This is a genomic window from Pigmentiphaga sp. GD03639 (assembly GCF_029845405.1).
Lineage (GTDB): Bacteria > Pseudomonadota > Gammaproteobacteria > Burkholderiales > Burkholderiaceae_B > Pigmentiphaga > Pigmentiphaga daeguensis.
Map to the genome: position 1 here is coordinate 14722 of NZ_JAOCLR010000043.1, position 25069 is coordinate 39790.

Below are 25069 nucleotides of genomic sequence, written 5' to 3' on the forward strand. Positions count from 1 at the left end.
TCACAGCGGCTCCGCCACGATCAGGAAGCCGCGCTGGCGCAGGCGCTCCAGCAGGCCGGCGGCTCCCGTCAGATGAATGGCGCCCACGGCCACGAACATGCCGCCTTGTCTCAGCAGCTCGTCCAGCCTGGGCAGCCAGCGTTCGTTGCGCGCCTCGATCAGGCAGCGCCGCGCCCTCTCCTCGATGGGGCGGGCACGCGCGTCCAGCCCCACCATCGCGTCGATCTCGTCCAGCCAGGCCGCCAGGTTGCGGCTGCGGTAGTACTCCAGCACCCGGGCCGATTGTTCGCTGAACAGCCAGGGGGTCTGCAAACGCTGCTTCAGCACCAGCGCCTGCTCGGCCGACGGCACGCAGTCCAGCGCCGCCAGCTGCTCGTCCAGCGTTTCCAGGTGCTCGGTGCGCAACTGCATGTCGGTCGCCCAGCGCTCCAGCCGCCGGTCCAGCGTCTGCTCGCCCGCCACCTCGCCGCGCGCCTCCAGCAGCGCCAGCGCGGCCCACGGCTTCAAGCGGTGCAACAGGGCCGGCGGCACCCCCGGCAGCAGGCGCTGCAGCTCGGCATACGCCTGCGGCCCGATCAGGCCGGGCAGGCCGGCCTGGTCGGCCAGCAGCCGGTAGCGCTCCTTCGAGGCATCCCAGTGGGCGTCGTTGTCCACCTCGTTGACCAGCATCCGCGTATGGCGCATGGCCTCCCGCATCACGCCGGTGTCCAACGCCAGCTCCTCGGGGTCGCCGAAATGGATGGTGCCGAAAATGAAATTGACCGGCTCCGCCGCCGCGCCATCCGGCACGGCCGAGGGCAGGGAGGGCGCCTGTACCCGGAACAGGACGCTGCGCCACTGGCGCCAGGCCTCGGCCGGCGGATCGTCCTCGCGCGGCGCCGTGCCCGGCTGCGCGGACGCGAACGCCGGCACTCCCGCGGCGCATGCCAGCGCCAGCCACAACGACCGCAGCGCCGACCATAACCCTGGCATGGACCGGCACGGGGGGCGGGTGTGCAGTCCCATGGTCCGCGTCCTCGTAGAAAGTGAAGGCGATTCTTTCAGACGGGGTATGTCCGGGCCATATTCCGAGCGGCCTATATCGTTGGTGCAAGCCGCCGGTCCTTGCCTAGCGCGGGCGGGCCGACTATCTTTACGGTGTCAGGGAATATGGGGGAAACATGAAGATCCTGATCGCCGATGACCACAGGCTGGTCATCGAGGCCGTCAAGGTAAAACTGGCCGAACTCGGGCCCGACGTCGAATTCAGGATGGCGCTCAAGGTCGAAGACCTCAGGCGGGAAGCCACCGACGATCTCGACCTGGCCCTGATCGACCTCACCATGCCCGGCGCCGAGGGCTACAGCCACATCGCCGAGCTGCGCGAGCGCCTGCCCGCGCTGCCCATCATCGTGCTGTCCGGCGTCGAGGATCCCGACGTCATGCGCGCCGCCATCGACCTGGGCGCCCTGGGCTTCATTCCCAAGGCTTATTCGCCCGACGTCATGCTCTCGGCCGTGCGGCTGGTGCTGGCCGGCGGCGTCTTCGTGCCGCAGATGATGCTGTCCGGCATGCCCCACCAACCCGCCGGCGCGCCCCCGGCCGCGGCGGACGCCGCCGGCGGCGCCCGCTCCACCTCGCTGGACCAGTTGCGGGGCCTGCTGACCGAGCGGCAGATCGACGTGCTGCGCCTGCTGTCCCAGGGCAAGCCCAACAAGCTCATCGCCCGCGACCTGGGCATCAGCGAAGGCACCGTCAAGATCCACCTGGCCGCCATCTTCCGCGCGCTGGACGTGCGCAACCGCACCGAGGCGGTAGTCGCGGCGCGCGGGCTGGCGGGGCTGTAGCGTTCAGGCCAGGCGCTCGGCCATTTCCTTGATCACGTTGTAAACGATGGCGCGCAGGCAGCGAGCCTCGCCGGCGATCACGGCTTGAAGCGCAGGTTGAGCGTGTATTCGATCATTCGCATCGGCCAGGAATGCCTCATACAGCAAGACGGCCGAGTTCACCACGCTGCGCTGTTGAACATCCAGCAGTCTTGTCGACGTGTTTCGGCGAATGCCCAGCGCCGTGCCTGCTTCAATCATCAACGGCCGGTCGATTTCCGCGAATCTTCGAGCATTCAGCAACGGCCAGGCCAACGGCGTCGCATCGGGCCAGTCTCGCCCGTCAAAGGCTGGCGTATCGTAGACCGAGGTACTGACGAGGTCATAGTGCGGAGCCAACTGTACGCCAGAGGCCGACACGAAGAAGCTCAGGTTCTTCAGGTGTGCGTCGCCGTTCCCGGTCAGCATGTTGAAGACCAGCCATGAATAGAGCCGCGTACGCGTGATGGCGGAACTTCGACACGCGTCGGCCAGGCGCGCGAGATTCTCGAGACTGCCCTGCGCGTACTTGAACGTGCGGTCCAGTCCCAGAAGCTGGCAGGCATCGATGACGTGACGTCGTTCCCAGGCTCCGCTGGTCGAGACGCGGTCGAACCGGTCGATGACATAGACCGGTTCAGGAACGTAGCGTCGCCGTACGGTCGGTACGTCCAACCCCATCCTGGATGCCAACTGCATGACGAACCATTCGTTGGCGACGGAATGCGGATAGGCCGGATCCACGTGTTCGGGTTTCAGGATCTGGAGCGAAGGCAGTGAACCCGATGGCTCATAAAGTTCGTCGTTGCGCAGTACGACGGCAAGCTTGTGCTGCGCTCCGGCCAGGGACATCCGTTTGCTCGACCCATGGGTCAGTGCAACGCGAGGCAACTGACGGATCCGGCGTGACAGCTCGCTGTCGGGCAGCGGCTTCAGCCCCTCGGGAATACCGGTGTCCGGTGCGACACCTGTTTCCAGCGTGACAGAGCCCGCGGATTCCGCACCGTAATAGCCTAGCAACCCGAACGCATCCGCTGCATCGATGTGGGCGTCGGCGGCCAACAAGACGCGCTGGCCTTCTTCCGGCAATAGATTGTCGAAATACCATTGCACCGGACGCTTGCTCGCGCCGTCGATCAACGGGGCACGCTGCAATGGAAGGTGGGGGCTCAATGGATAGCCATTGCTGTCGGCGTACCAGGCCGCGTCGTACTGGAAAGCCCACAGGCCATCCTGCTCCCAAAGTTCACCGATACGGCGACCGTTGATGCTGGCAATGAGCGTGCGTCTGCTCATGGTTTTTGGGCATCACTTCCGAACGAAGCCGAAAGGCGATCTGCGGTATCTTCTGGTAGATCGAGGATGATTCGGATCCCCAGTCCGTCGAGGACCTGAAAGAGCTTTCCCCACTGCGCGGTTTCGCCGCCGCGCTCGATCTTGCTCAGAAAATTCTCGCTTACACCCACACTTCCAGCGGCATCGTCCTGGCGGATGCCCTGAGCTTTGCGGACGGCACGTACTATCGGGCCAAGGCTGGTTGCGTCGGCGAGCGTAATTTTCATGAAATCCTCACGGTCAAAAGGATTCTTGATCAGTATGCCCAATTTGACAAGAAAATCCTCATGAACTTAAGGATTTTCTATGATGAACTCGGAATTACGGAAGAATCCTTAGGACCGTGAGGATTTTCTACTCCTCCATCCACCTGACAACGTCGTCCACCTCCGCCCGCGACGTGCGGAAGGCGTTGGCGGGGTGGCCCGGATCCGCGAAGCCGAACGAAATCCCGCAGACCACCTGGCGATCCTGCCCGATGCCGAAGTGCTCGCGGATGAAGCCCGAATACTCCGCCAGCGCGGCCTGCGCGATCGTCGCCACGCCCAGGCTGCGCGCCGCCAGCATGAAATTGCCCACATAGGCGCCGCAATCCACGGCCCCGTACACGCCCAGCGCCTCGGGCGTGGTGATGATGGCCACATGCGGCGCGCCGAAGAAGCGGAAATTCTCCGCCCCCTGCCGGGCCGAGGCCTCGCGGTCGCCGCGCTGCACGCCCACGCTGTCATACAGCTGGAAGCCGCACTCCCGCCGCCGTTCCCGGTAGACGCCGGGGTACTCGCGCGGGAAGGGGAAATCGGAATGCGCCTGCGGCCGCGACATCACGTGGTCGAACAAGGCCCGCCGGAACCGCTCCGTGCCCGCGCCCGCCGTCACGATCACTTCCCAGGGCTGGGTGTTGCACCAGGACGCCGTGCGCTGCGTCAGCGCCAGGATGCGCTGGATGGTGTCGCGGGGCAGTTGCTCGGGCAGGAAGCCGCGGCAGCTCCAGCGGTCGTTCAGCAGGCGGGAGAGAGAGGCGTAGTCGTCGGCGTCGTGGGTCATGAAGCGTTTTCCGAACTGGTGTTACCCGTGTCCCGCGGCATGCGGGCGAGGCTGTTCATCATACGACGGGCCCGGCGAGGGAGTTGTCATGACGTTCGAGGAGCCATCGTTCCATCAATGCCTCGATCTCCGTGTCCTGCGCGGGCCGGGGCGCGGACGACGTGCGCGAGAACCGTGGCGCGGGCGCCGGTTGCCGTATCCCGCCCACGTCGACGAAGGCCCGCCGCGCGAGGTGATGAGGGTGCGCCGCCGCTTCCGTCAGGCTGAGCACCGGCGTGACGCAGGCATCGCTGCCTGCGAAGAGCCGGGCCCACTCGTCGCGGGTCTTGCGGGCGAAGCAGGCGGCCAGTTCGGCCCGCAACGCCGGCCACCGCGAGGGATCGTCCCGGGCATCGCGCAGCGCCGGGTCGACGCCCAGCCGCTCGCACAGTTGTGCGAAGAACGGCGCCTCGAGCGGCCCCACGCCCATGTAGCCGCCGTCGGCCGTGGCATAGACGCCGTAATGGGGGGCGCTACCGTCCAGCAGGTTGACGCCGCGCCGTTCGATATATGTACCCTTGAGCGCGCCGGACAGGCACTGGCTCATCAGCGACAGTACGCCGTCGGTGATGGCGGCGTCGACCACCTGGCCGCGGCCAGAGCGGCGTACCTCGTGCAGCGCGGCCAGTATGCCCGTCACGAGGTACAGGCTTCCACCGCCATAGTCGCCCACCAGATTCAGCGGCACGACCGGCGGCCCGCCCGCCGGTCCGATGGCGTGCAGGGCGCCGCTGAGGGCGATGTAGTTAATATCGTGTCCCGCCGCCTGTGCCAGCGGACCGTGCTGGCCCCACCCGGTCATCCGTCCGTAGACCAGGCGCGGATTGCGCGCGGCGACGGCATCGGGGCCGAGTCCCAGGCGTTCCATGACACCAGGCCGGAAGCCCTCGACCAGCACGTCGGCCGTGTCGAGCAAGGCCAGGACCCGGTCGCGCGCGTCGGGCAATTTCAGGTCGGCACGTACCACGAGGCGGCCGCGGCCGGCGATCTGACGCGGGTCGGTCGCGGGCGTATCGGGCCGGGTGATGGTGGCGACCTCGGCGCCCATGTCCGCCAACAACATGCAGGCGAATGGCGCCGGGCCCATGCCGGCAAACTCGACTACACGCAGGCCGGCCAGAGGGCCGCCGGGGGCAGCGTCGGGTGGATCAGGCAGGCGCATGGCGTTCCTCGTGTGCGGGCGAGACGGTCCGGGCGGCATGCCTGCCCACCCGGTAGGCGAAGACGATGGCGGGCCCCAGCGTCGTGCCGGGACCAGGATACGCGCCGCGCATGACCGAAGCCATGTCGTTGCCGCAGGCATATAGGCCGGCGATGCCCCGTCCGGCTTCGTCCAGGACGACGCCGTCCGCGTCGGTGGCCAGTCCCGCGCTCGACGCGGCATCGGCGGGCCACACCGGCAAGGCATGGAATGGCGGCCGGGCAATGATGCCCAGGCAGGGGTTCGGCTGGTGCGACGGATCGCCGTTGAAGCGGTTCAAGATCGTGCTCCCCTTGCCGAAATCCGGGTCGACGCCTTCGCGGGCGTGGCGGTTATTGGCCGCGACAGTCTCGCTCAGCGCCTCGGCCTCGATGCCCAGGCGGCCGGCCAGCTCCGTCAGCGTGGCGGCGCGCAGGCCGTAGCCGCGCCGTTCCCAAGGCCCGGTGCGCCGGGTGCCGGGCGGGATCACGCCCAGACCGTAGCGGCGCACGAAGTCCGCATCGCAGATCAGATAGCACGGCATGGCCGTGTCCGGATGCGCCAGCATCGCCTCGGAAAAATGGTGATACGACGACGCTTCATTGACGAAGCGCCGGCCGTGCGCATCGACGGCAATTAGCCCTGGCTTGGGGCGGTCCAGGTACAAGTGGGGAAACAGCCGATAGCCGCCGGCTCCATCGGGTACGCGCGATACGGGTTGCCAGAACAGCGCGGGCAGATGGCATGTCAGTGCCGCACCGCCGGCCAGGGCTGCGTCTATGCCGTCGCCTCGCACGCCCGCAAACGCCAAGGATTCGATCCGGGGGTCGATGCCCAGTCGCCGCCGCAGCGCGCTGCCATGTCCGATACCGCCCGTTGCCAGCACGACCCCGCGCCGGGCTTGCAGGCGGTCTATCCGGCCGCCGGAGACCACCGTGGCGCCAACGACGCGGCCTTCCTGTCGCACCAGCGATGCCAGGGCGCACCCGAACCGCACGGGCACGCCCGTGCGCAGCAGGCTGTCGTACAGGCGCGCCACCAGCGCGTTGCCCAGCACCAGCCGTGTGCCGCGTGGATAGCGCAGGCGGTCGACCGCATGACGCGCCAGCAGGCGCGCCGAACGGACGAAGGCACGCGGCGACCGATACCGCCGTATCAGCGCCTGTACGTCGGCTTTGCCCAGCATCATGCCGCCCAGCACCATGAAGTCGGGCATGGGCGGCCGCACCCGGGCGAAGTGGCTGCCCAGAAGGCGCCCGTCGAACTCCACCGGTGACAACGCCCGCCCGCTTTCCGCCGCGCCGGGCAGCGGCATGTAGTCCGGATGCCTGCCGGCGCTCTGGAAGTGCACGCTGGAATGCCGCTCCAGGAAGTCGATGGCCTCGGCTGCGGTGTCCAGGAAGGCCCGTCGCAGCCCGTGCGCGTCGTCGGGGCCTTGCAGGGCCTCCAGGTAGCGCGCGGCGGCTTCGCGCGTGTCGTCATGGCCTGCTTCGATGCCGTGGCCATTGCCGGGCACCCACAAGGTGCCGGCCGACGTGGCGGTCGTGCCGCCCAATTGATCCGATGCCTCGCACAGCACCACGCGCAATCCGTGCAGGGCGGCCGTGAGCGCCGCGGTCATGCCCGCGGCGCCGGCGCCGATCACGACCAGGTCGTACGTTTCGTCGTCGGGGGGCGCGTCGTCATGCATGGCACGCCACGCGCCAGTGGAGAAGGGAATAGGACGGACGGGCTTCGCGATGGTGCTCGAATACACCCGCGACCGGCGCGCCAATCTCGACCTCCTGCATGGCGTCGCCCAGCAGGTTGCCCACCATGCGTACCCCGCCCGCCTGCGGCAGCTCTACCAGCACGGCCAGGTAGGGGCCATGCTGCCTGAGCGCCGGATGGGCTGGATGCCAGGCCCGTTCCCAACTGTAGATGTGGCCAAGAGGCTCGACCTCGCGCCAGTCCGGATCGAAGCGCTGGCAGCGGTGGCACAGCCATTCCGGGCCGAATTGCCACGTGCCGCAGTGAGGGCAATGCTGGACCAGCAGCCGGCCTTCGCATAGGCCCTGCCAATACCGCGCGGAGAGCCCGTCCGGCTCTGCCGTGGGGATGGGCAGGCCGCCAGGCAGGTAATGCGGTCCGGGCGTGAAAACGGTCATAGCGTAGCCTCCGATCCCAGCAGCAGGTTGCTGGCGGGGGTGACCATGGGGCCGCCGGTCACCAGTGCGACGTCATTGCGCTGGACCGTGAGCGTCGCCGTGCCGCGCACCTGGCGCACCGCTTCGATGACCAGCTCGAAACCGTGCATATAGCATTCGGCCAGATTGCCGCCGCTGGTGTTGAGGGGCAGGCACCCCGAGGGCGCGGACAGATTGTCCAGCGTCAGGAACGTATTGGCTTCTTCCGCGCGGAAGAAGCCATGCTCGACCAGTGCCATGACGACGCCGCCGGTGAAGTTCTCGTAGCTTTGCACCACGCCGACGTCATTCGGCCCCAGGCCTGCCATCCGGTAAAGGTCCGGCGCCAGCGTGCCGAAGTTGGCGCTGGCGTAGTTGGGCGAGTTGTGTGGATCGGCACCCGCCCGGTAGCCGGACCCGGCCGCCGCGCCCAACAGATAGACGGGCTTGTGGGGGAAGTCACGGGCGCGTGCGCCATCCACGAGGACGATGGCGGCGGCGCCATCGTTCTCCATGCAGCAGTCGTACAGACGAAAGGGTTCGACGATCCAGCGCGAAGCGTCGTAGCGGGCTTCGTCCAGCGGCTTGCCGTGCATGACGGCGCGGGGGTTCGACTGCGCATGCCGGTAGGAAGCCAGCGCGATGGCGCGCATGGCTTCCTGGCGCACGCCGTGGTCGTGCATGAAGCGCCGCACGCGCATCGCGAAGCGCTGCGGCGGTGCCAGGACGCCGTAGGGCATGAGGTAGGCGCGTTCGCCGGACACCGTGGCCAGGTCGGCGGCCTGGCCATAGCGGCCCTGTTCCCCCTGCGCCAGCGATCGGAACACCACCACGCACTCCGCCATGCCCGCGCGGATCGCCGCGGCACCATTGGCCACGGCCGCGCAGCACCCGCCGCCGCCTCCGCCCCATTGCAGGGTGGCCGACCGCAGTTGCCGCATGCCGAGCGCGGCGGCCAGGCGTGAGGCGTCGCTGCGTTCATTGCCGTACGAGGCGAAGCCGTCGATGTCGGCGGGAGCGATGCCGGCATCGCGGCAGGCGGCCAGGATCGCTTGCAGGGCCAGCTTGAATTCGGCGTCGGGAGACTGCCCGTGCTTGTAATACCGGGACTCGCCTATGCCAGCCACCGCGACCCGGCCTTTCAGGCTGCGGTCGCTCATGACGGCGCATCCGCCGTCTCGGCCCGTCGGGGCCGCGATCCGAAGGCGCCGGCCGCTTCGCAGGCGGCCAGCCGGGCGGCGTCGTAGCCCAGCACGTCACGCAGGACCTCGTGGGTATGTTGCCCCACCGTCGGCGCCGGTACCGGATCTGCCAGCGGCGTAGCCGAATAACGTATGGGCAGCGCCAGGTTCGGGACCCAGCCCAGTCGTTCGTGGGGAACGCGCGTCAGCAGCTTGCGCTCGCGCGCCTCGGGCGAACGCACGGCCTCACCTACGGTCCGCACCAGCCCACAAGGAACGCCGGCATCGCGCATGCGCGCCTGCCAGTGCGTCCAAGGCTGCCGCGAAAACGCCTCGTCCAGGATGGCGAACAGCTCGGTTCGCCGCTGGCTGCGAGCCGCGCCGCTGGCATAGTCAGGATGTTCAGCCAGGTCGGGGCGCTCCAGCACCTGGGCCATCAGGCGCTGGAAGATCTTGTTGCTGCCGCAGTTGATGTAGAAGGTGCGGTCCTGCGCCTGAAACGCGCCCGACGGGCAAGTGTCGGGGCTGGTATTGCCATGGCGGCGCGGCTCCTCGCCGCTGAACACATGCTGCAGCGTGGCGTAGCCGGTCATCAGCACCGCGCTGTCGAACAGCGCGACCTCCACGACTTGCCCCTGGCCGGTCTTCCCGCGGGCGACCAGCGCACCCAGGATGGCATTGGCGGCCATCATCGCGGTGCTGATGTCCATGACTGGAGATAGCGCACGCACGCCCTCGCGGTCGGGATAGCCGTTCATCGAGATGAAGCCGCTCTCGGCCTGGGCAATGGGGTCGAAGCCCAGGCGGTCGGCGAACGCGCCTTCGCGTCCGTAGGCCGATACCGAGCAATACACCAGGCCGGGATTTCCCGCGCGGCATGTCGCATAGTCCAGGCCCAGCCGCGCCATGACGCCGGTGGAAAAATTCTCCACCACCACGTCGGCGCCTGCGATCAGTTCGCGGGCGATCCGCAGTCCGTCGGCGGACTTCAGGTCCAGGGCCACGCTGCGCTTGTTGCGGTTGCTCCACAGGAAGGGCGCGCCTTGGCCAATGTCGGGGTAGACCGGCGGATACTGGCGGAAATCGTCGCCGCGTACCGGGGCTTCGATCTTGATGACTTCCGCGCCCATGTCGGCCAGGATCATCGTGGCGAACGGCCCCGCGATGAAATGAGAAAAATCGACCACCCGTACATCCGCGAGCGCAAGGGGCGCCTGCGCCGGGCGGGCTTCGTATTCGGGAAAATCGCTTACCAGGTCGTGCAGCATGCTTGGGTTCCTAATGCATGGAAAGCGTCAGTTCTGGATATTCGCCTTCTGGACCACAGGCTTCCATTGCGCAACTTCGCTCTTGATGATGTCGGTCAGTTCCTGCGGAGTGCTGCTGTGAGGTTCGATCCAACGCTCGCGGAACAGCTTGTTCACCTCGGGATTGGCAACCGCGGTGGCCACGGCTCGATTGAGCTTGGCGACGATGGCGTCGGGCGTGCCCTTGGGGGCCAGCACGCCGAACCAGGCCACGCTGCGAAAACCCGGTACGTCGGCGGCGATGGCGGGCAAGCCGGGTGCCACGTCAGTCGGACGCTCGGTACCCACCGCCAGGTAGCGCACCTTGCCCGAGGCCAGCATGGTCGCGCCGTCCAGGCCGGTCACGAACGCGGCCTGGATCTCGCCGCCGATGAAGGCCGGCAGCATGGGTGCGCCCCCGGTATAAGGCACGTGCTGCATATGCAAGCCGGCCATGTCGTTGAAATATTCGCCCGTCAAATGCGATAGCGAACCCGCGCCCACCGAGCCGAAGTTCATCTTGCCGTCCTGTTTCTTCGCATAGGCGATGAAATCCTTCACCGTCTTGGCGGGACTGTCGGTCGGGACGGCCAGGATCATCGGCGTCAAGGCCACGGTCGATACGGGCTTGAGATCCTTGAACAGGTCGTACGGAATCTTCCGTGTCAGCGCGACAATGGCATTGGGTCCGCTATTGCCGAAGACCAGCGTATAGCCGTCGGGTTCGGCACGCACGACCTGGTCGGTGCCTATGGTGCCGCCCGCGCCAGGTTTGTTGATCACCACCACCTGCTGACCGAGCGCGTCGCTCATCGGCTTTTGCAGCGCGCGCGCCAACTGGTCGGTCGAACCGCCTGGCGCGTACGGCACGATGATCTGGATGGGTTTGCTGGGATAGTCCGAAGCGCCCGCGGCGGCGGACAGCGAGACACAGGCCGCGCCCAATGCCAGGCGCCACTCGATGCGATGCAAAATCATGATGTCGTCTCCTTGGCGCGGATTCGATGAAAGGGTGCGCGCCTGTTGTGTTTCCCCCCTATGCGCTTGCACGAGTCCCCTGGGGGGCTCTACCTGGGGACCGGCAAAGCCGGATCCGTCGCGGGTCAAGGGGTGTAGCCGAAGTCCTCGCCCAGCCGGGCCCGCATCAGGTCCCGGCCGGCCGCCATCCAGTCGCTTCCCTCAGGGATCGTGACGGAGATGGCGCGCAGCATGAACAGCTCCGGCTGGCGGACCGAAACCGGCTCGGCTTGTTCCGTCGCCAGCCGCTTCAAGGCTTCCAGCAGGAAGCGCCGCGTGCGCGCGATGCCGGTGTCGGTGGTGCCCAGGTGCTCGCGCGTGCGGTCGTAGATCGGCGCCACGCCCGACTGGCATGCGGCATCCTGCACCCACAACCCCGGTAAGCCTGCCTTGTACTTCTCCACCTGCGAGCGGTAGTCGAACTGATAGGCATTGCCGCGATTGAACTTGCTCCAGTACGTGTGATAAGGGTCCGTGGGCGGGCGCTGTTCGAACGAGTGGTCCGAGGCGTGGCCCGTTTCGCGGCCGTTGTAGCCCTCTTTGAATACCTTGCGGCTCTTCTCGTAGAAAGTCTTCGAAGGGTGGTACGAGAACATCATGCACAGCGTGTGCTCGTCGTCGATCGGCACCCAGGCGTGGCCGCTCAGTTCAGGAAACTGCGACTGCGGCGGCACCAGCGTCCAGAAGGGCATCAGGAACTGATTGACCCGGACGTAGTTCTGCTCGTCGCCCACCTTGCGCCGCGCCGCGATGCTGATGCCGGCGTCGTGCTGCTGGCACTCGAAGCTGGGCATCAGGTCCTGGGCCTGGCGCCACTGATTCACGGTGCCGCCGTCCACCCGGCCATGCAGGATCGCCGCGTGGGCGGAATCGATCTCGCCCTCCAGCGCCTGCAGCCAATTGCACTCCTGCACCCGCAGCGTCACCACGACCTGGTCTTCCGGCACCAGGTTCCATTCCATATCGGGCAGCGGTGGAGGATTTCCCGCCTCCGGTCCCATGTAAGTCCAGAGCACGCCATGACGCTCGCGCACCGGATAGGACTTAATGCGCATGCGCCCCGGCATCGCCGATCCGGCGGGTTCCGCCGGCATGTCCAGGCAGCGGCCATCCACGCCGAATTTCCAGCCGTGGTAGATGCAGCGTAGCCCGTCTTCTTCATTGCGCCCGAACGCCATCTGCGCGCCCCGATGGGGACAGGCATGGTCTACCAGTCCCACGCGGCCGCTGCTGTCCCGGAACGCCACCAGGTCCTCGCCCAGCAGGCGCACCCGGTACGGCTGCCCGTCGGCTTCCACGTCCCTGGCGGCCAGGAAGGGCAGCCAGTACAGCCGCATCAGCCTGCCCATCTCCGTATCGGGTCCGACCCTGACCAAGCGCTCGTTATCTTCGTACGACAACATCTCCTGTCTCCGTGCCCATATTGGTTGAACCATTCAAGCAATCTACCAGTTCAGCAAAAGAGTTGTCCAGGGTTTTTTGCAATAGTCATCCCCCAAACGAAAACGCCGCCCGGAAGGGCGGCGTTTTCGCATTGCGAGAGCGGGGATCAGTGTTCCGGCGGCCGGCGCTCGGCCCACTGGTCCAGGTAGCGCGTCTGCAGGCGCTTGAGGTATGAGGTCATCTCTTTGACCGCCGCCTCCGCGTCGCGCTTGCGCAAATGCTTCATCAGCCGGTCGCGGGCCGGCTCCGTAAAGGCGTTCTCGCTCGGGCCGATGCGTTCGATGAACAGGCCCATCACCTCCATCACGCCGGCCATCGTGGCCTCGATAATGGGATTGCGGGTCATACGCGCCAGGATCAGGTGGAATTCCCGATGTAGCCGCTGGCGGATGTCGAAACGATCATCCGCAATCGCCTGCCGGCCCGCCTGAATGTTTTCGTCCAGGGCCCGAAGGTCTTCCTCCGTCGCTCGTTCGCACGCCACCCGGACCACGATCTCGCTCAGCCAGATGCGGGCTTCGGTCAGTTGCTCGGGCGAGATCGCTCCCAGGTGATAGAGATTACTGAGACCGTCGATGATGGAGTCGGAGCTGCCGTGCAGGATGTAGGCCCCGCCGTGCGTTCCCTTGCGCATCTCCAGGATGCCGGCCCGTTCCAGCGTGCGCATCGCCTCGCGCAGCGTATTGCGGCTCACGTTCAGCTTGGCCGCCAGGTCCCGCTCGGACGGCAGCCGGTCACCGGGCTTGAGCAACCCTTGCGCCACCATGGCGCGGATCTGGGATTCGATTTCATCCACGGCGCGAGGCGCAGCAATGGCGGAGAATTCGACCGTGGCGGGAGGGAGCTTCATGGCAGCCGATAAGGACTTTGGTCCAATCATTCTACCTGTTGCGGGAGGCCAGATACCAATCCACGGTCTTCTTTATCGCGGCATCAAAGTTTTCTTTCGGCACCCACCCCAGCTCCTCCCGCATCTTCCCCGCGTCGATCGCATACCGCCAATCATGCCCCGGCCGGTCCGCCACGAAGCTGATCAGCCGGCGATGCGGCGCGCCCTCGGGATGATGCTCATCCATCAGCGCACACAGCTTTTCGGCCACCTCGATATTGTTCAGCTCGCACCCGCCGCCGATGTTGTAGGTCTCGCCCGTGCGTCCGTCGCGCAGCACGCGATCGATGCCCCGGCAATGGTCGTCCACGTACAGCCAGTCGCGCGAATTGCCGCCGGTGCCGAATACCGGTATCGGCTGGCCGGCCAGGCAGCAGCGGATGATGGTGGGAATGAACTTCTCGTCGTGCTGGTAGGGGCCGTAGTTGTTCGAGCAATGCGTCGTCACCACCGGCAGCCCATAGGTGCGGTGATAGGCGCGCACCAGGTGATCCGAAGCCGCCTTGCTGGCGGAGTAGGGCGAGTTCGGCGCGTAGGGCGAGGACTCGGTGAAGGCCGCGTCGTCCGGCCCCAGCGAGCCATAGACCTCGTCCGTGGAAATGTGGTGGAAACGCCGCCCCGGGGCGGCGCGGCCCTCGGCCAGCCAGGCCTGCCGCGCCGCCTCCAGCAGCACGAAGGTCCCGTCCACGTTGGTGCGCACGAAATCGCCCGGCCCGGTAATGGACCGGTCCACGTGTGTCTCGGCGGCGAAGTGGACGATGGTGTCGACCTCGTGCTCGCGCAGCAGCCGCGCGACCAGTTCCGCGTCGCAGATGTCGCCGTGGACGAACACATGGCGGCCGCTGGCATCGAAGCGGGGAAGAATGCCGGGGTCGGCCGCGTAGGTCATCAGGTCCAGATTGACCACCCGCACGCCGGGATCGCTGGCCAGCAGATAGGCCACGAAGTTCGATCCGATGAAACCGGCGCCGCCCGTGACCAGGACATGCCGGGGAACATGATTCATGCCGCGTCCTTCCATGCGGACAACACCTCTTGCAATCCCGCGCGCCAGTCGGCCGGTTCCAGTCCCAGGACCCCGCGGCCCCGCGTGCCGTCCAGGACCGAATAGCGCGGCCGCCGGGCCGCCGCGGGGTAGTCGCCGCTGCCGATGGCCGCCACCGGGGGCGCGGTGTCCAGCAGGCCCGTATCGCGCGCCCGGGCCATGATGTCCTGGGCGAAGCCATGCCAGGTCGTCGCCGGCCCGCCCGGGTAATGATACGTGCCCCAGGGCAGCGCCTCGCCGTCCTGGATGCGCGCCGCCAGGCACAGCAGGGCTCGCGCGATGTCGCCCGCGTGCGTGGGCGTGCCCGTCTGGTCCGCCACCACGCGCAGCGGCCGGCCTTCGCCGGCCAGCCGCAGCATCGTGCGGACGAAGTTCCCGCCATGCGCGCCGAACACCCACGACACCCGCAGCGTCAGATGGCGGGGCAGCAGAGCCGGCAGCAGCCGTTCCCCCTCCCACTTGCTGCGGCCGTAGACATTCAGCGGATGCGGGGCGTCATCCTCGGTATAGGGAGCGCCCTTGGCGCCGTCGAATACATAGCAGGTCGACAGATGCAGCAGCGCCGCGCCCTGGGCCGCGCAGGCCCGGGCCAGATGACGGACGCCATCCCGGTTCACCGCCAGGGCCCGCTCGGGCTCGCCTTCCGCCTTGTCCACCGCCGTATGGGCGGCCGCGTTGATCACCACCCGGGGACGATACTCGGCCACGATGCGGGCGGTCGCCGCGGGATCGCTCACGTCCCACTGCCCATGATCCAGCCCCACGACCCCCAGCGCCGCGCCGCGCAACACCAGCTCGCGCCCCAACTGCCCGCCGGCGCCCGCGACCAGGATGGTCATGGCGTACCCCGATAGGGCGGCAAACGGTCGCGCGGCAGGTCGGCCAGCAGCGGCTGCGCCTCGTCCTTGGCCGACAGGACATACGGACCCGCGCCGGGCCAGGCGATATCCAGCGCCGGGTCGTTCCAGCGCACGCCGGCCTCGGCGGCCGCATCGTAATAGGCCGTGCACTTGTAGACGACCTCGGCCTCGTCTGACAGCACACAGAAGCCATGGGCGAATCCGGCGGGAATCCACACCTGCCGGTGGGCCTCGCCATCCAGTTCCGTGCCCACCCAGGCGCCGAAACGCGGCGATCCCAGCCGCACGTCCACCGCCACGTCGAAGATCCGGCCCCGCGCCACCCGCACCAGCTTGCCCTGCGCGCCCGGCCACTGGAAATGCAGCCCGCGCAGCACGCCGCGCCGCGACAGCGATTGATTCTCCTGCACGAACTCCGCCTGGATGCCGGCCTGCTCCAGCCAGCTCGCCCGGAACGTTTCCACGAAATACCCGCGCGCATCGCGCCGCACCTCGGGCGCCAACACCAGCACTTCCGGCAGGCGGGTTTCCAGCACGTCCACGGTCACACCTATTGCCGGCGGGCGATCAGCCCGGCACCTGATACTGCTGGCAGGCCACCTGCACCAGCTTGTGGTCCTCCAGGCGCGCGGCGGTCAGTTGCCCGCCCCAGACACAGCCCGTGTCCAGCGACAGCAGGCCCGGACGCTCCAGCAGACCCAGCGTCGACCAATGCCCGAACACCACCGTGACCGACTCCGTCGCCCGGCCCGGCACGTCGAACCAAGGCATGAACCCGTCCGGCGCATGCCTGGCGTTCGCCTTGGCCGCGAACTCCATCGTGCCGTCTGCCGCGCAGAAACGCATCCGCGTCAATGCATTCACGATCACCCGCAGCCGATCCGCGCCTTGCAGCCCGTCATCCCAGGCCGCCGGCTGATTGCCGTACATCTGCCCCAGGAAATCCTGCCAGTGGGGCCCGCGCAGCGTCGCCTCCACCTCGCCGGCCAGCGCCAGCGTCTGCGCCGCCGTCCAGCCGGGCAGCACGCCCGCGTGCACCATCAGATGTCCCAACTGGAAATGCGCCAACGGCCGATGCCGCAGCCAGGTCAATATGTCGGCGGCATCCGGCGCATCCAGGATCTCCTGGATCGTGTCCGACTTGCCCACCTTGTGCAGCCCGGCGGCCACCGCCAGCAGGTGCAAGTCGTGATTGCCCAGCACCGCCACCGCCCGCTCGCCCAGCGACATCACCTTGCGTATCGTCGCCAGCGAGGCCGGCCCCCGGTTCACCAGGTCACCCGCGAACCAGAACCGCGCATCGGCATCGCCCGCGATCTCCGGCCGCGCAAGCAGCGACTCCAGCGGCGCGCAGCACCCCTGCAGGTCGCCGATCATCCAGATACTCATGTCGCCGCACCGGCCGCCTGCCGCCACCGGGCGCGCAGCAGATTGCCGTACTCCATTCCCAGCATCGCCAGCAACGCCAGCCCCAGCGCCAGCGCATTGGGCGCGACCGCCGTCACCCAGGCCGGCCAGCGATTCAACATGCCCACGTTCAGCGCCAGCTGATTCAACATGAAAAAGCCCACGCCCAGCAGAATGCCCAGGAAAATCTTCACCCCCACCCCGCCGCGCCGCGTCTGCATGAACCCCACGGGCGCCGCGATCGTGATCATCGCCAGGAGCGTGAACGGATAGATCAACTTCCGCCAGATGGCTACGATCTGCCGGTCCGACGTCAGATGGTTCTTGTTCAGATAGCCCACATAATCCAGCAGATCCGTGAACGACATCCGCTCCGGCGTCAGCACCCGGGCAAGCAGCAATTCCGGCGTCAGCGTCGTCGACACCGTACGCTCGGCCTCCCGGGTCACCACCACCGGCGCCTGCGTCGCCCGCGTCCCCGCGTGCAACGAAGACTCCAGCGTGGGGGAAACCGTCGTGATCGCCACGTCATGCAGACGCAGCTCATTCGTACCGAAACTGGCCGTCTTCGCCTGCGTGATCGACGCCAGCTGCCGCGACGGTGTGAAATCGTACAGCGTCACATCCGAGGCGCCGCCGCCGGCCTGCATCGCTCCCACATTGATGATGCGCTCGCCGGTCGCGGCGTCCTCCTTGAACCAATAGCCGCTGCGCAGCACCCCCGAAGACCGGCCACCCGCGCTGCCCGTGATCGTCAGGCGCGTCTCGTTCAGCTTGATCTCGGCCGCCGGCGTCAACCACTCCGCCAGCACGATCGCCAGCATCATCACCGGCACCGACACCAGCCACAGCATCCCCAGCAGCCGCATTCCGCTTACCCCCGACACCCGCAGGATCACCAGCTCGTGCCGCTGCGCCAGCCCCGCCAGCGCCAGGATCGCCCCGATCAGCAGACCGATGGGCAGGATGTCATAGATCCGCGTCGGCAGCGCCAGCAACTCCAGGAACAGCAGGTGATACAGCTTGAAGCCGCCGCGGCCCACCTGGTCCAGATCATCCACCAGGGCGAAGAACGAGAACAACCCCACCAGCGCCATGAGGACGACGGACGAGGAACGATAGATTTCGGTGGCCAGGTAGCGGCGGGCGGTCTTCACGGCGTGTAGGGAAACGGGCGGCCCGTTAGTGTAAAGGATGGCCGGCGCCCAAAGGCCGGCCCGCCGCAGCTTACTTCACTTCGAAACCGTGATACTTCCTGCCCAGCGCGACCGTGGCCTCGAACAGCCCCGTCTTGCTGCCGCAGTCGTAACGCTTGCCGTCATAGCGATGCGCGAACACCTTCCGCTTGGCCTGCATCAGCGCCGCGATCCCATCCGTCAACTGGATCTCGCCGCCGGCGCCCTTGCCCAACGTACGCAAGTGATCGAATATCTCGCCTTCAAGCACATAGCGGCCCACCACCGCCAGCGTGGACGGGGCGTCCTCCGGAGCCGGCTTCTCCACCATGTTGAACACCTGGGCGGTCTGCCCCGAAGCGTCCCGCGTGTCGACGATCCCGTACTTCGACGTATCCTGCCGGTCCACGTCCTGCACCCCCAGCACGCTACCGCCGTTCGCCAGCGCGGCATCGACCAACTGCTTTGTAACAGGCACGTCGGCATCGATCAGATCGTCGGCCAGCAGGACCGCGAACGGCTCCCGGCCCACCACCGGTTCGGCGCACAATACCGCGTGGCCCAGACCCAGGGGAGCAGGCTGCCTAATATAGATACAGTTCACCGATGGCGGGATGATGTTCTTCACCGTGCGCAGCAGCTCGATCTTGTGCTTGGCCACCAGCTCGGCTTCCAGCTCGGGGATCGTATCGAAGTGATCCTCGATCGCCCGCTTGTTGCGGCCGGTGATGAAGACCATCGTAGAGATCCCCGCCGCCACCGCTTCCTCGACGGCGTACTGGATCAGGGGCTTGTCGATGACGGGTAGCATCTCCTTGGGCATGGCCTTTGTTGCAGGAAGGAAACGGGTGCCCAGCCCCGCAACGGGGAAGACGGCGGTACGGATCGGTTTCATAGAAGAGACTCGAGAAGAGGTAAGAATGTGAGGTTGCTAGGCATGTTACTCGACTTGCTTCTCGTTCCGGGGGAGCGGAAGGGTGGAAATTGAGCTCAAGGAAAAAGGAAAAAGCGCCTGTTACCGTTGATCAAAGTCTGGTTACGGGGGCTATCATGTCGAGTCGACGTGACGCATAGCTGCTGAGCATGAAGCCTTCCATCGAGGATGATCGCAAATTTGTTATAGAAATTAAGGGCGATATGGGGGGATTAGGTTTCATGGTATGTTTGCTCGCCTTTCCTTCTTCTATGGATCATAGGGTTAACCCTTAGTCCATGGGCAACTCTTTCCTGATGCCTATCGTGCATAAAAGCGGCCTGATTCGATCGGATTTGTCCACCTATAAGCGTGCCGCACGATCCATTGCAGCCTGTTTGGTAGGTGCTGCTGGTGTCCTAGTGGCTAGTAATAGTTGGGCACAAAATGCGGCCATGATTGAAGCAGGCAACCAAGAACTGAGAGATGATATTCAGTGGCTGGTTGATCGCGGAATTATTGGGTATGTGTCTACCTCTACGTGGCCACTCCCGGTGTCAGCGTTAGAGAATGCTTTGGAAGCTCGCAAGAAGACGGGACTAAATAGAGCTGACGTGCATGCGATCTTGGCCGTGCGCCGCTATCTGGATGATCAAAGGCAATTCAATTTTGGCCTTACTGGGCACCTCAATACTGACTCGTTGCCACAGTTAGGATTTGCCGCGCAGAGTCGGGGAGCAGCCACGGGGGGTGTTTATCTTCAAGGTGGAGGAGACACTTACGCCGGTAAGCTGCAGCTAAACGGATTGTTGGATCCGCTTACCAATAAGCAATCGAAAGCTAATTGGGAGGGCAGTTACTTGTCTGCTCAATTTTTAGGGCAGGCGTTATATGTTGGCCAGTTAGCACATTATTGGGGGCCAGGAGTAGATGGAAGTCTAAACTGGGGGAACGCCGGAACGGCTATCCCCGGTGTTGGATTACAGCGATCAAGGCAGACAGCACCTGAGAGTAAATGGTTTTCTTGGATTGGCCCCTGGGGTTATGACTTATTCTTGGGCCAATTGCAGCACGATACTGCAGTTCCTCGCGCTCGAGTGATCAACATGCGAGTGTTCGCCCGTCCTATTGAGGGGCTTGAGCTCGGAGCTTCTCGTTTTATCGAGTGGGGAGGAAGTGGACGTGATAACGGATGGGGCTCTTTTTGGAATGCTATAAAGGGAAATTCGAATGAACAAGGCCCGCGTCGAGATCCCAGCAATGAATTGTCCGGATTTGATTTCCGCTATACCTTTAAATTGAGGGAAAATCCTCTTACTTTATACGGGCAGCTCGCAGGTGAGGACGAAGCGGGGGGGGTACCTTCCCACTATTTGGTTCAAGGGGGCGTGCAGTATAAACATACGGTTGGCGCAACTCGTGTCCAATGGTATGCGGAAGGTGCTGATACAACCGCTAGCAGAATTTTTGGATTACGGGACGGCATGCTGGGAATAGCATATAGCCACAGTACCTATCAGAATGGGTTATACCATGATGGACTACCCATTGCACATCCCATTGGAGGGAGCGGCCGAATGTTGTCGGCTGGTGTCACGTTGATACCGGACGATTTTCGCTATTTCTCAAGATACAGCGTTCGCATTTTGCAGGCTGAAGTCAATGAGGCGAACCAAGCAATTAATCAGGCGTTTCCGAAGAATGCACGCTGGTACGGCGGCGAATTGGCATATAGCTGGCGTCTTCGCCCCGCAACGTTTCGGGCAGGTCTTTCCATACTGCGTCGATCTGCTGGAAGCATCGAGAACGGATTTAGCTTAATGTTTTCAATGAATATTCCATTGGGGAAAGACCTCGTTAATTGACTTCACTGTGAAGCAAGGTAAGTCCTATTCGAAGTTTATTATGCTTTCTACTCACAGTTCTCCTGTTTTGCTCGTATTGTGTACTGGCAATGTTTGTCGCAGTCCAATGGCAGAAGCGTTGTTTGCCCGCCGTATGGATGAGTTGAAATTGGACGCGGTCGTTATGTCTAGGGGGCTAGCGGCACCTGTTGGACGTCGGCCTCATCCACATGCAGTAGCTGTCGCTCAGGCTAAAGGAATTCCGCTAAATGAAGGAAAACGGGCGGCAGCAGTCACAAGCGCTGATATGGCAATGGCAACGGTAGTGTTCGTGATGGATGCAGGGCACAGGCGCGAAGTGCAGCAGCGCTTCCCCACCGCCACAGGTAAGACCTTTCTTTTAGGACAATGGTCAAGCCAAGAAATTGCAGATCCCATTAACGAACCGTTGTCTGCATTTGAACTCGCCTGGGATCAATGCGATAGCGGTGCGAAAGAATGGCTAAGGCGGTTGCATGAAGCCGGCATGCTCCGTGTCGTCGCGTAGAGCTTGCCTATTTGCCAATTAAAGGAGTTCCTGATTTTATGAAACCCCATGTTTTACTCTCAGCTGTCCCCTTGAAGGTAGGAGGCAGCTTGGTTGGTTTGGTATCTCTAGTGGGATGTTCACTGGTGCCTGGCCAGTATTTAGGTGTCTCTGCAAAAATAAACGAAACAGACCGAGCTTATGTCTATGACGCTACAGGGACAGAGTCGGTGGAAGAGCGAGCTGATATTTTTTCTATTAATCCTGACGTGATTGCAAGGCAATCTCGCGAAAAGGAAATTGCCGCAGAAAAAATAAATAAGCTCCGAACTGAAGCGTCGAGCCATCAAAAGGGCTCGTATGTTTATACCGTTGCACCTCAAGACGTGTTGCGTATTACCGTCTGGAATCACCCAGAATTAAATAATCCCTCCGGTGTCTTGAATGATCTTCAGGGGAGGATAGTAAATAATGATGGAAATTTTTTCTACCCGTATGCAGGGCAAGTCAAAGCTGCGGGGCGGACCGTACAAGAAATCCGAAATGACTTGACGAAAAAACTATCGGCAGTGCTGGTCGAACCGCAAGTGGATGTATCGGTACTGAACTATCGTGGCAAACGCGCCTTTGTGATGGGGCAGGTTGGGAAACCAGGTGTGGTTCCTATTACAGATGTTCCTCTTACGATTACCGATTTAATTACTCAAGCAGAAGGGTTAAAGCCAGAAGCTGATTTGAAATCGGCTGTCCTCATGCGAAAGGGCGAAAAGGTCCCGATCGATTTGTATGCGCTGTATTATGAGGGGGATATCTCTCAAAATAAACAGCTTGAGCCCGGAGATATCTTAACGATTTCGGAAAATCGATATAATAAGGTATTTGTGCTAGGGGAAGTGGGGAAGCCTCAGTCACTTGTAATGCCCAGAGGCCGCCTTAGCTTAGCAGAAGCAGTTTCCGATGCTGGGGGTTTTAATCCCTTAAGCGCCAATGCAGGTCAGCTCTATGTAATACGTTGGGGGGAAAACGGCCGCCCGCAGATTTGGCATCTAGATGCTGCAGCGCCGGACGCATTAGTCTTGGCAGATCGTTTCGATCTACAGTCTCGGGATATTGTATATGTCGATCCTGCTGGAGTGGCAAGGTTCGGTCGTGTCGTGAACAATATTATTCCAACGGCGACGGTGATCCGGGCGTCAGTCCAAAACTAACACGGATTTGAAATGAAGGAAACTAATTTCGCCGCATTAAATGATGCTGAGCTTGCACCGGCAGACCAAATCAATTTGGCAGACGTTCTCGACACGCTTCTACAGCATATATGGATCATATGTGCTTTTGCTGTTGCTGCTATCGTTATCGGGGTAGCATATGCCATGCTTGCTACTCCTATTTATCAAGCGGATGCGTTGGTGCAGGTGGAAGATAAGAAATCCAGTGCATTATTAGGAGGCCTGGAAAATATCGCTGACGCACTTGGAGCAAATTCAAGCCCGGTAAGTGGCGAGGTTGAAATCTTACGCTCGCGTGAAGTTATAGTAAAGGCCATTATTGCTACGCATGCGGATGTTTCTGTAGAACCAAAGTATTTTCCTCTTTTTGGAAGGTGGTGGAGTCGACATCATTCGGAAGAGGGAGGGCCAGTAGACCCCTTATTCGGGCTGACGAGTTTTGCTTGGGGAGGGGAGAAGCTTGTTGTTGACAGCTTTTCGATCCCCGAATCAAGGTATGGACAGGATTTCATCTTTCGCGTAACCGATAATGGTTATCAAATAGAGGATCAAGATGGAGTCAAGGTCGCCGCCGGAAGTGCCGGTGAAGTTGTTTCTTTCCTTTTAGACGGAAAAACTTCGACTGTATCTGTTAAAACGCTAATCGGCCGACCTGGTACCGAGTTCGTCGTATCTCGTCGCTCGACAGTTGATGTTTATAGGGATGTTTTGCAGGGGCTGAGTGTTGCGGAGGTTGGTAAGCAAAGTAGTGTTATTAGAGTTAGCTACACAGATCCCGATGTTGATTTTGCTCGAGGACTTGTAAATGCAATTGCCCGAGCCTATTTGACTCAGAACGTCGAGCGTCGCAGCGCTGAAGCAGATCAAAGCCTAAAATTTTTAGAAGAACAACTGCCACAAATTAAGCAAAGTGTTATACGTGCGGAAGATGCGCTCAATGCTTTTCGTACGAGAACTAATACGGTTAGTGTTGAGAAAGCTACGGACAGCCTGTTGCAGCAAGCGGTAGAAACTGAAAAAGAGCGGATGCAACTTCAACTCAAGAGGGACGAGTTGCGTCAACGTTATCGTCCAGAGCATCCGGAATTAAAGGCGATTGAATCCCAACTAGCAGCGATTAACAAAGAAAGTGGAACTATTAACGATCAAGTGAATCGATTGCCTGCCGCTCAACGCGATCTATTGCGGTTACAGCGTGATGCCGAAGTGAGTAATGAGTTGTATGTCGCGTTATTGAATAATGCTCAACAGCTTCGGGTGGCAAAGGCGGGTACGGTTGGTAATGTTCGAATAATAGATTTCGCGGTTCGAGACACGTTACCCGTTGCTCCAAGAAAAGCCTTAATTGTAGGTGTTGCAGCGTTGTTTGGGTTGATGCTGGGAGTAGCTGCAGCATTTGTCGTTCGAATGCTGCGGCCCACTGTAAGGGAAGTGGCAGAAGTAGAGCGTGCGACGGGCTTGGTGTCGTTTGCGAGTATTCCCGAAAGTGTTTCCCAAGAAAAACTGGATTCAAGTAAACGAGATCGAAAAGGGCGCGATGCGATCGTTGCCGGCCGTAGTCAGCTGCTAGCCGTCATGCAACCTGACGATCCTGCTATTGAAAGCTTGCGCTCTCTCCGTACTGGGCTATCATTCGCGACGCTTGGAGCGGAAAATAAAAGTATTGTCATTACCGGAGCTACATCTGCGCTGGGAAAAAGCTTCGTGTCAGCAAACCTTAGCGCGTTGTTGGCGTCAGCGGGCAAGAGAGTTCTCTTAATCGAAACTGATATGCGTCGGCCGCAGCTTGGGACGTATTTTGGATATGAATTGCGCGCGGGCCTATCCAATTTGCTCGCAGGACAGAAGCGTCTTGAAGATGTTTTGATAACCAACGCTGCATCGATTGATGGGTTGGATGTACTGCCGTCTGGTCAAATTCCACCGAACCCCGGCGAATTACTGTTGACAGAAGCTTTTGCGCAATTGCTATCAGATGTTCAGCCGCTATATGATCATATTTTGCTCGATTCAGCGCCGATTCTCCCCGTCGGAGATACTTTGGCTGTGGCGAGTCAAGCTTCAACTGTCCTAATGGTGGTTCGATCAGAAGTGAGCACTCTAGGTGAAGTGCGAGATGCTGTTCGAAAATTAGAAGCCACAGGTACCCGGGTTAAGGGTGTCATATTTAACGGAATAAAACGCCGTCGAGTTGGCTATGGCTATGCATATAGATATTATTATGGTTACGGTAACAAAGCCTAGCCAAGAGATGCGTCGTCAAATTTAGGTAGTAAACTCGTTCAAATCCAACTCCGGCGGACAATCCCGACCAGTCTTCGGTCTTGCCGCCGGCAGGTCATTGATTAGCCAAATGTGCCGAGTTTAAAACTAAAGGCAAAAATAGAGTATCTTTGTTTTTTAATATATTTGGCACTTTTGGCTGAACCATTATCGATACTCAATGATAACTATGTTCTTCCGAAGCAGTGAATATTGTTATCGTTCATAATTAACTCGAGTTTCTATATCTGCAAGCTTCTTGCCCAAGTTGACCGGTTCTCTGTTGATGAGATGTCTTAGCGTTGCTATCTGGACTTGCTATAGTCTCGTCGGCAGGGTCGCAAGAGCACGCACTCCTCGCCTTTCTCTTCTCGGCTCAGATCGA

General features: G+C 62.5%; 23 protein-coding genes. 5 read left to right on the forward strand and 18 right to left on the reverse strand.

Annotated features, from left to right (window positions below; all coding sequences use genetic code 11):
* A complete protein-coding gene (locus N5K27_RS26770; RefSeq protein WP_279820535.1) occupies positions 1–1005 on the reverse strand; it encodes a TraB/GumN family protein in 1005 nt (334 codons plus the stop codon).
* Positions 1006–1160: 155 nt separating this feature from the next.
* Here N5K27_RS26770 and N5K27_RS26775 point away from each other — a divergent pair, with 155 nt between their 5' ends.
* Positions 1161–1826, forward strand: a complete 666-nt coding sequence (locus N5K27_RS26775; protein WP_279820537.1) for a response regulator transcription factor — start codon at positions 1161–1163, stop codon at positions 1824–1826.
* Positions 1827–1829: 3 nt separating this feature from the next.
* Here N5K27_RS26775 and N5K27_RS26780 read toward each other — a convergent pair whose 3' ends face one another.
* The 17 genes from N5K27_RS26780 to galU form a co-directional block, all read right to left on the reverse strand.
* Positions 1830–3140, reverse strand: coding sequence for a HipA domain-containing protein (locus N5K27_RS26780; protein WP_279820539.1), 1311 nt, complete (start codon positions 3138–3140; stop codon positions 1830–1832).
* The gene (locus tag N5K27_RS26785; RefSeq protein ID WP_243724370.1) at positions 3137–3448 is read right to left on the reverse strand and encodes a helix-turn-helix domain-containing protein; all 312 of its coding nucleotides are present in this window, start codon (positions 3446–3448) and stop codon (positions 3137–3139) included. Before N5K27_RS26785 ends, N5K27_RS26780 begins: the two co-directional genes overlap by 4 nt.
* Positions 3449–3533: 85 nt before the next feature.
* Complete coding sequence (locus tag N5K27_RS26790; protein ID WP_279820542.1) at positions 3534–4223, reverse strand: nitroreductase; 690 nt, start codon at positions 4221–4223, stop codon at positions 3534–3536.
* A gap of 58 nt (positions 4224–4281) precedes the next feature.
* Positions 4282–5424: a CaiB/BaiF CoA-transferase family protein gene (locus N5K27_RS26795; RefSeq protein WP_279820544.1), complete on the reverse strand. Its 1143-nt coding sequence runs from the start codon at positions 5422–5424 to the stop codon at positions 4282–4284.
* Positions 5411–7132 (reverse strand): FAD-dependent oxidoreductase, encoded by a 1722-nt coding sequence (locus tag N5K27_RS26800; protein ID WP_279820545.1) that lies wholly within the window; start codon positions 7130–7132, stop codon positions 5411–5413. Before N5K27_RS26800 ends, N5K27_RS26795 begins: the two co-directional genes overlap by 14 nt.
* On the reverse strand, positions 7125–7589 hold the full coding sequence (locus N5K27_RS26805; protein WP_279820547.1) for an OB-fold domain-containing protein: 465 nt from the start codon (positions 7587–7589) through the stop codon (positions 7125–7127). Before N5K27_RS26805 ends, N5K27_RS26800 begins: the two co-directional genes overlap by 8 nt.
* Positions 7586–8767: an acetyl-CoA acetyltransferase gene (locus tag N5K27_RS26810; protein WP_279820549.1), complete on the reverse strand. Its 1182-nt coding sequence runs from the start codon at positions 8765–8767 to the stop codon at positions 7586–7588. Before N5K27_RS26810 ends, N5K27_RS26805 begins: the two co-directional genes overlap by 4 nt.
* Positions 8764–10056 carry a CoA transferase gene (locus N5K27_RS26815; RefSeq protein ID WP_279820551.1) on the reverse strand — a complete coding sequence of 431 codons (1293 nt, stop codon included), beginning with the start codon at positions 10054–10056 and terminating at the stop codon, positions 8764–8766. The genes N5K27_RS26810 and N5K27_RS26815 overlap by 4 nt, the downstream gene beginning before the upstream one ends.
* Positions 10057–10083: 27 nt before the next feature.
* A complete protein-coding gene (locus tag N5K27_RS26820) occupies positions 10084–11052 on the reverse strand; it encodes a tripartite tricarboxylate transporter substrate binding protein (RefSeq protein WP_087840916.1) in 969 nt (322 codons plus the stop codon).
* Positions 11053–11177: 125 nt separating this feature from the next.
* Entirely contained in the window at positions 11178–12494 is a 1317-nt protein-coding gene (locus tag N5K27_RS26825) for a Rieske 2Fe-2S domain-containing protein (protein WP_087840915.1), read from the reverse strand.
* Positions 12495–12640: 146 nt separating this feature from the next.
* Positions 12641–13384, reverse strand: a complete 744-nt coding sequence (locus tag N5K27_RS26830) for a GntR family transcriptional regulator (RefSeq protein ID WP_165963016.1) — start codon at positions 13382–13384, stop codon at positions 12641–12643.
* Positions 13385–13415: 31 nt separating this feature from the next.
* The gene (gene rfbB, locus N5K27_RS26835; protein WP_279820554.1) at positions 13416–14429 is read right to left on the reverse strand and encodes a dTDP-glucose 4,6-dehydratase; all 1014 of its coding nucleotides are present in this window, start codon (positions 14427–14429) and stop codon (positions 13416–13418) included.
* A complete protein-coding gene (gene rfbD / locus N5K27_RS26840) occupies positions 14426–15307 on the reverse strand; it encodes a dTDP-4-dehydrorhamnose reductase (protein WP_279820556.1) in 882 nt (293 codons plus the stop codon). The genes rfbB and rfbD overlap by 4 nt, the downstream gene beginning before the upstream one ends.
* Positions 15304–15870, reverse strand: coding sequence for a dTDP-4-dehydrorhamnose 3,5-epimerase (rfbC, locus tag N5K27_RS26845; RefSeq protein WP_279820558.1), 567 nt, complete (start codon positions 15868–15870; stop codon positions 15304–15306). The genes rfbD and rfbC overlap by 4 nt, the downstream gene beginning before the upstream one ends.
* Positions 15871–15895: 25 nt before the next feature.
* Positions 15896–16717 carry a symmetrical bis(5'-nucleosyl)-tetraphosphatase gene (locus N5K27_RS26850; protein ID WP_279820560.1) on the reverse strand — a complete coding sequence of 274 codons (822 nt, stop codon included), beginning with the start codon at positions 16715–16717 and terminating at the stop codon, positions 15896–15898.
* Positions 16714–17892 carry an LPS export ABC transporter permease LptG gene (lptG, locus tag N5K27_RS26855; protein WP_132979003.1) on the reverse strand — a complete coding sequence of 393 codons (1179 nt, stop codon included), beginning with the start codon at positions 17890–17892 and terminating at the stop codon, positions 16714–16716. Before lptG ends, N5K27_RS26850 begins: the two co-directional genes overlap by 4 nt.
* Positions 17893–17962: 70 nt before the next feature.
* Positions 17963–18805 (reverse strand): UTP--glucose-1-phosphate uridylyltransferase GalU, encoded by an 843-nt coding sequence (galU, locus tag N5K27_RS26860; RefSeq protein WP_279820563.1) that lies wholly within the window; start codon positions 18803–18805, stop codon positions 17963–17965.
* 317 nt (positions 18806–19122) lie between these two features.
* Between galU and N5K27_RS26865 the strand changes: the two genes are divergently transcribed.
* From N5K27_RS26865 to N5K27_RS26880, 4 genes are read left to right on the forward strand one after another with little or no spacing between them, the layout of a single operon-like run.
* On the forward strand, positions 19123–20688 hold the full coding sequence (locus N5K27_RS26865; protein WP_279820564.1) for a capsule assembly Wzi family protein: 1566 nt from the start codon (positions 19123–19125) through the stop codon (positions 20686–20688).
* 7 nt (positions 20689–20695) lie between these two features.
* Positions 20696–21214 (forward strand): low molecular weight protein-tyrosine-phosphatase, encoded by a 519-nt coding sequence (locus N5K27_RS26870; RefSeq protein WP_279820566.1) that lies wholly within the window; start codon positions 20696–20698, stop codon positions 21212–21214.
* 38 nt (positions 21215–21252) lie between these two features.
* A complete protein-coding gene (locus tag N5K27_RS26875; protein ID WP_279820568.1) occupies positions 21253–22401 on the forward strand; it encodes a polysaccharide biosynthesis/export family protein in 1149 nt (382 codons plus the stop codon).
* Between the two features lie 12 nt (positions 22402–22413).
* The gene (locus N5K27_RS26880) at positions 22414–24666 is read left to right on the forward strand and encodes a polysaccharide biosynthesis tyrosine autokinase (RefSeq protein WP_279820570.1); all 2253 of its coding nucleotides are present in this window, start codon (positions 22414–22416) and stop codon (positions 24664–24666) included.
* Positions 24667–25069: the final 403 nt, after the last annotated feature.